Here is a 5,311-nt window from a genome sequence, read left to right on the forward strand (position 1 = left end):
GAAAACCAATGAGCCGGAGGAGCCCCTCTCTCGCAGAGCCAGCTATCGTCGGCACGCTTGACAAGGACCTTATAGCGGAAGCGACAGCTTGGCGCCGCGATTTTTGGTTCAAGCCTGTCAGCACGTTTGGCTTGTCAAAGATCACGACGTTTATCGGAAGTTCACATACGTTGGTCGTACCCACTCATCCCTTGCTCCTCTCCGCCTTCGTGCTGGCAGATTCCGTCTTGCCTCGCGGCTCGACGTACCGGATATCCGGCGGCTCCTTGTCCGTGCGACGGGGTCTTCGGTGAGCGCGCCAAACGCATGAGATTCATGGCCGCGGCTGTGGCAAGATGCTGAAGGTGGGCTTTGGCTTGACCGATGTAGCGGGCGTGGCGCATGCCGAAGGCGCGCACCGCGTACGATATTGTCGCTTCGATCCCAGCTCGGCAGGCATATAGTCTTGCGAATTCGGCTGTCTGCTGTCGTTGGCGCCCGTCCTTCAGCGCTTCGTGTTGATCTTGCATGCGCAGCGTCATGCTGCGCCGATTTGCATGTGCCCCTGCGCAATCAACGCGATCGGAGCAAGCACCGCAGTCTTTGCGGGAGAACTTGATCTTGAATACCGAGGTTGCACCATTGTCGGTAGCTGCAGTCCAACTGGAACTGTACGCCCCCCGCGGACAGGTGACGCGGCGTTCATCCCAATTGATTTGAAAGGCGTCGGCAGTGAAGCCCTTGCCCGCCTGGGCTTGCCAGCGCATGTCGCGACGAACAGGCCCAATCAGATCGACTCCAAAGCGTTGTCGGGTCTCAACAAGAATTCCAGCGCTGAGATAGCCTGTATCGACGAAGTGCTGAGATGGCAAAATACCCTGTTGTTCCAGGGCTTCGTGAACGGGTTCTGTGGCCTGGTCGTCGGCGACCGGCGCCGTGGTCGTTCGCACATGCGTAATGATCGGCGGCGCATCAGCATCGCACGTCTCTGTCAGATGCACTTTGTAGCCGACCCACGAGGCTAAGTTCTTGCGCGCGTAGTGAGCGTCAACATCGTGCGGCGTGCTGACGAACAGAACGGCCGGCGGAATGCCATCCGCCGCCGTGCGCCAATGCATCTCGCCGTCGAGCAGCATGAACTGTTGCACCCACATTAGGCGCAACGTCTCGACGGCCGGTATCGCGCGCAACCATGTAGGCGCATCCGCGGCAAAGATCGCCGCCAGGAGACGGTGCCCATCCCCTCCAATCTCGCGGGCGTGGTTCTGACGCGCCGTTTCGTTGCGGGGCAATCGGGTTGCTAATGTTGGCCGTTGGTAGCGCTCCACCCAATGAGGCGCTGCCTGCACTCGCAGCCAATCTGGCGCTGCCACAGCCAACACCTCCAAGGCATGGCGCATGGCTTCGGTAATCCCCGCCATGCGGTTGAGACCGCGCACCGCCGCGACGACACGGGTTGAGTCAGTGCGCTGGCGACCGTCAGGCCGCACGAGATGGCGCGATTTGGCGATGTCGAGAACAGCGTCAAACAATATCGCTTCAGCCCGGCCGGCAATCAGGCGCGCACGAAACTCGCACAAGACCGTGTGGTCGAAGCCGGCATCGGTGAGCGAGAGAGCGAGCAGATACTTCCAGTCGATCCTGCTTCGCACGGCACCCGCCGCTTGTCGATCCGACAAGCCCTCGGCGAATTGCAGCAAGGTGATGAGCGCCAGGCGCCATGGCGTCGCGGCAGGCTGACCGAGCGCGGGAAAGAGCGACGCGAACTGTTGGTCATGGAAGATCGGCCCCAAATCGTCGCGCAGGATCATCAGCATGCAGCCTCGCGGAAAAGCAGCTTTGGCGACCCGCATCGTCTCCTCAGGAATTCCGACTGAAAGGTCTGGCCGCAGCGACATTCAATGCTCCTCGAATCAGTGGGAATACCCAGGGAATCAAGGCTCTCTGCATTCGTCGAGCCCAAAGTGCTGACTTCGCCAACAGTATCAAGTATGCGGAAGAACCCCAGATCGCCGCGCTATACCAGGACGTGCAACGTATCCTTCAACCAAATTTACAGAATCTTTGCGCCCGCAGGGCTGCTGACAATGATACTTTCACCGCGACGTTTGAAAGCAGGCTCGGATAAAAGTTGACCAATTTACGGTCAGGCCGCCGCACAGAACGCAACGGAAGGTCAACGGCAATGGCAATACGAGTGCTCATCCTGGTCGAAGGCCATAGGAGTATTGCTCCTATTCGCCCAAGCAGCCAGCGTCTTGGTCTTATTCCCTGTCAGCTGATCCAGCTCGGTACGACTATCTTGCGGCGGAAGGCAATGAGGGCGATCCTTGTCGATATACATCGATGCGCTGATGCGCGAATGTTCGCGACTACGTGTGAGCTAGTGCTTATTCCGATGAAGCCGGCCACCGAACGGAGAGGGATACACTTTTGGGCACGCTGGACTACGGGCCTGTCCGCGTCGCGACGGAGAACCGTGGGCTGCAAGCACCGAGTCGCTGACCTTGCAAGCGTGAAGGCCCTCGCTCGCCGACCGAACTTCCTCCTCAAAATCATCTCGCATCGACGGCACCGGTCCTGCAGCCCTAACCTCTGGTCGCATGCGCTTGCACCTCTTGTCGAACTGCGAGTGCGGGAACTGGCGTCGGCCGTACACATCGTCGCTAGATCTCACCTCACGCCGGGAAGGTCGTCCACGACTATCTCGCGGAAGACGAGCCACTCTATCGGGAAGAATCCATGAACTTTCAGAATGATATCTATCGAACCGGTACGACGATGGAGCCGGTGGCCCGCTTCTCGACAAGGTAGTGGCGACTATCGGAGCCGCGATTCCGATAGGCCAGGAGATTGCGCTTAGCTCTGCCCGCGAAAGGGCAGGCGAGTCTTAACCAAGAGCGCTATCCAACAAACGGGGTCCGGGGATCGGATCCGATGGCAAACGTGCACCGGAGTTTGGGCTGGATGTCAAAACGAGCAGGTGGAAGCGCGCTCAGTACAGCCGCTCGAGACCTTCCGGCGCCTCGAAATCCGGGTCAGCAATGTCGGCGTCAAGATTATGGCGCCGGTTGGAGTGAGGCAGCCATAAAGGACATCGAGTGTTCGCGGGGGTGCGACGCCCCGGGCTCGCCCGAAATGCGCGACAGTTGATTAGGAAGGAGGCAAAACATGTGCGGCATCTGTGGATGGATCGACTTCAATCGTGACCTCGGAGGTCCCGACACGCGAAGGGAGCTTGCCGATATGACGACCACCATGGCGAACCGCGGTCCAGACGACGAGGGGATTTGGATTGATGGGCCCGCTGCGCTAGGACACCGCCGCCTTGCGGTCATCGACCTGGAGGGGGGGCGCCAGCCGATGACGCTTCAGGAGGACGGCCGACCGGCCTTGGTGCTCGTCTACACGGGCGAGACTTACAACTACCGCGAGCTGCGTCAACGGCTCCTCGCCCTGGGCCACCGGTTCGACACGAGCAGCGACACCGAGGTGGTGCTGCACGCTCACCGCGAGTGGGGTTGCCGCGACCCCCGCAACGCCGTGAGCGAACTCAACGGGATGTTCGCCTACGCACTGTGGGACACCGCCAAGCGCGAACTGCTTCTTGTACGCGACCGGCTCGGGATCAAGCCGCTTTACTACTACCCGACGGAGTACGGAGTGCTATTCGGCTCCGAGCCGAAGGCGATCCTCGCCAATAGTCTCGCGGAACGAGCCATAGACGCCGACGGGCTTCGTCGCGCCCTGTGCCCCATCCCCGACCCGGACGGCACCGTTCTCCATGGCATGCATGAGGTACGGCCCGGCCACGTAGTCCGCGTGACCCGCGACGGCATCAGGCAGGTGAGCTATTGGCATCTTACCGACAGCGGACACACCGACGACGTCCCGACCACCGTTCGGCGCGTCCGCGAGTTGCTCGAGGACACGATCCGGCGGCAGCTCGTCGCCGACGTCCCGCTGTGCACATTGTTGTCGGGCGGGCTTGATTCGTCGGCCATGACTGCACTGGCCGCGCGCTTCAGCGACGAACGGATCCGGTCCTTTGCCGTTGACTTCGTCGGCTACACTGACAACTTCATTCCCGGCCCGGCGCGCCCCACACCCGACCGGCCATACGTGCAGGAGGTTGCGAAACACGTTGGTACCGATCATACGGACATCACCTTGTCGGCGCAGGAACTCATGGATCCGAACGTGCAAGCCGCCATCCTCCACGCTCGAGACCTGCCTTTGACTGGCGGCAACGGAGACAGCTCGCTCTACCTGCTGTTCCGGGCCATCAGGCAACACTCGACAGTGGCCCTGTCTGGGGAGGCAGCCGACGAGCTTTTCGGCGGCTACCGGCATTTCCACGATCCTTCGTACGTTCAGGCCGACACGTTTCCCTGGATCGTTGACAGCGACGATGTCGCGCGGCGGTGCCTAGACACTGGCCTTGTCCAGAAACTCGACTTCCCGGGCTACGTCGACGAGCAGTACCGCAGGGCACTTGCTGAAGTACCGGCTCTGACCGGGCCGGCCTCGGCCAATCCGCACGAACGTCGCATGCGCGAGATCTGCTACCTCTTCCTGACGCGTTACTTGCCGCTGATGCTCGATCGCAAGGACCGGATGAGCATGACTACAGGTCTCGAGGTGCGGGTCCCTTTCTGCGACCACCGCCTCGTTGAGTACGTATTCGGCACCCCATGGACCCACAAGACCTTCGACGGGCGCGAGAAGAGTCTGCTGCGGGCCGCCACGGCGGACCTCATCCCGCAGTCGGTGGTGCAGCGAGTTAAGAGCGCGTATCCGCTTATCCAGGATGCCACCTACGACAAAATGCTACGCACGCGGTTCACAGCCCTGCTCAATGACCGCAATGCCGTAGTGGCACCGCTGTTGTCCGTCAACAGGTCCCTGGCGTTGCTCGATGCGACCGACAACTTCAGGGCGGTAGAGCAAATCCTGGCCCTGCAGGATTTCCTCACCGATTACCACGTGAGTCTCTCGATCTGACAGCCTGACCCGAAAGTCGGGATTGAACAGGGAATCCGGTTGAGTGGCCCCGTCTGTTGTGTTGTCTAGGCTTGAGCAAAATCACGAGATGGGTTGGACGGACACACGCCTAATCTGCAGCGCTCCCCAAGCCACCGTCGGTAGGAAGAGGGACGGGGGCCCAAGATATTGTTATTCTCAGGATATATATCACTCAACGTTCGTATCCCGGTCTAACCAGTAGGACGATGTCACGGTCTGCCAATAACAAAAATCTTGCGAGCATAACCGCCACAGAACGTCTTTAGATTTGATTGGCTTAAGCTGAGGCGATCACGCTGAGACCAAA

2 protein-coding genes and 1 pseudogene are annotated in these 5,311 nt (G+C 60.3%); 2 read left to right on the plus strand and 1 reads right to left on the minus strand.

Translation table 11 applies throughout. The features are described from left to right. Positions 1 to 161: 161 nt before the first annotated feature. Entirely contained in the window at positions 162 to 1,877 is a 1,716-nt protein-coding gene (locus NKI19_RS32440) for an IS1182 family transposase (protein WP_352567679.1), read from the minus strand. A gap of 514 nt (positions 1,878 to 2,391) precedes the next feature. On the opposite strand from NKI19_RS32440, the pseudogene NKI19_RS32445 reads away from it, so the two are divergent. Next, positions 2,392 to 2,793: pseudogene (locus NKI19_RS32445) on the plus strand (acetoacetate decarboxylase family protein); the annotation flags it as partial. 357 nt (positions 2,794 to 3,150) lie between these two features. After that, a complete protein-coding gene (gene asnB / locus NKI19_RS32450; RefSeq protein ID WP_352567678.1) occupies positions 3,151 to 4,983 on the plus strand; it encodes an asparagine synthase (glutamine-hydrolyzing) in 1,833 nt (610 codons plus the stop codon). The last annotated feature ends 328 nt before the right edge of the window (positions 4,984 to 5,311 follow it).

This window comes from Mesorhizobium sp. M0751 (assembly GCF_040320265.1).
GTDB lineage: Bacteria > Pseudomonadota > Alphaproteobacteria > Rhizobiales > Rhizobiaceae > Mesorhizobium.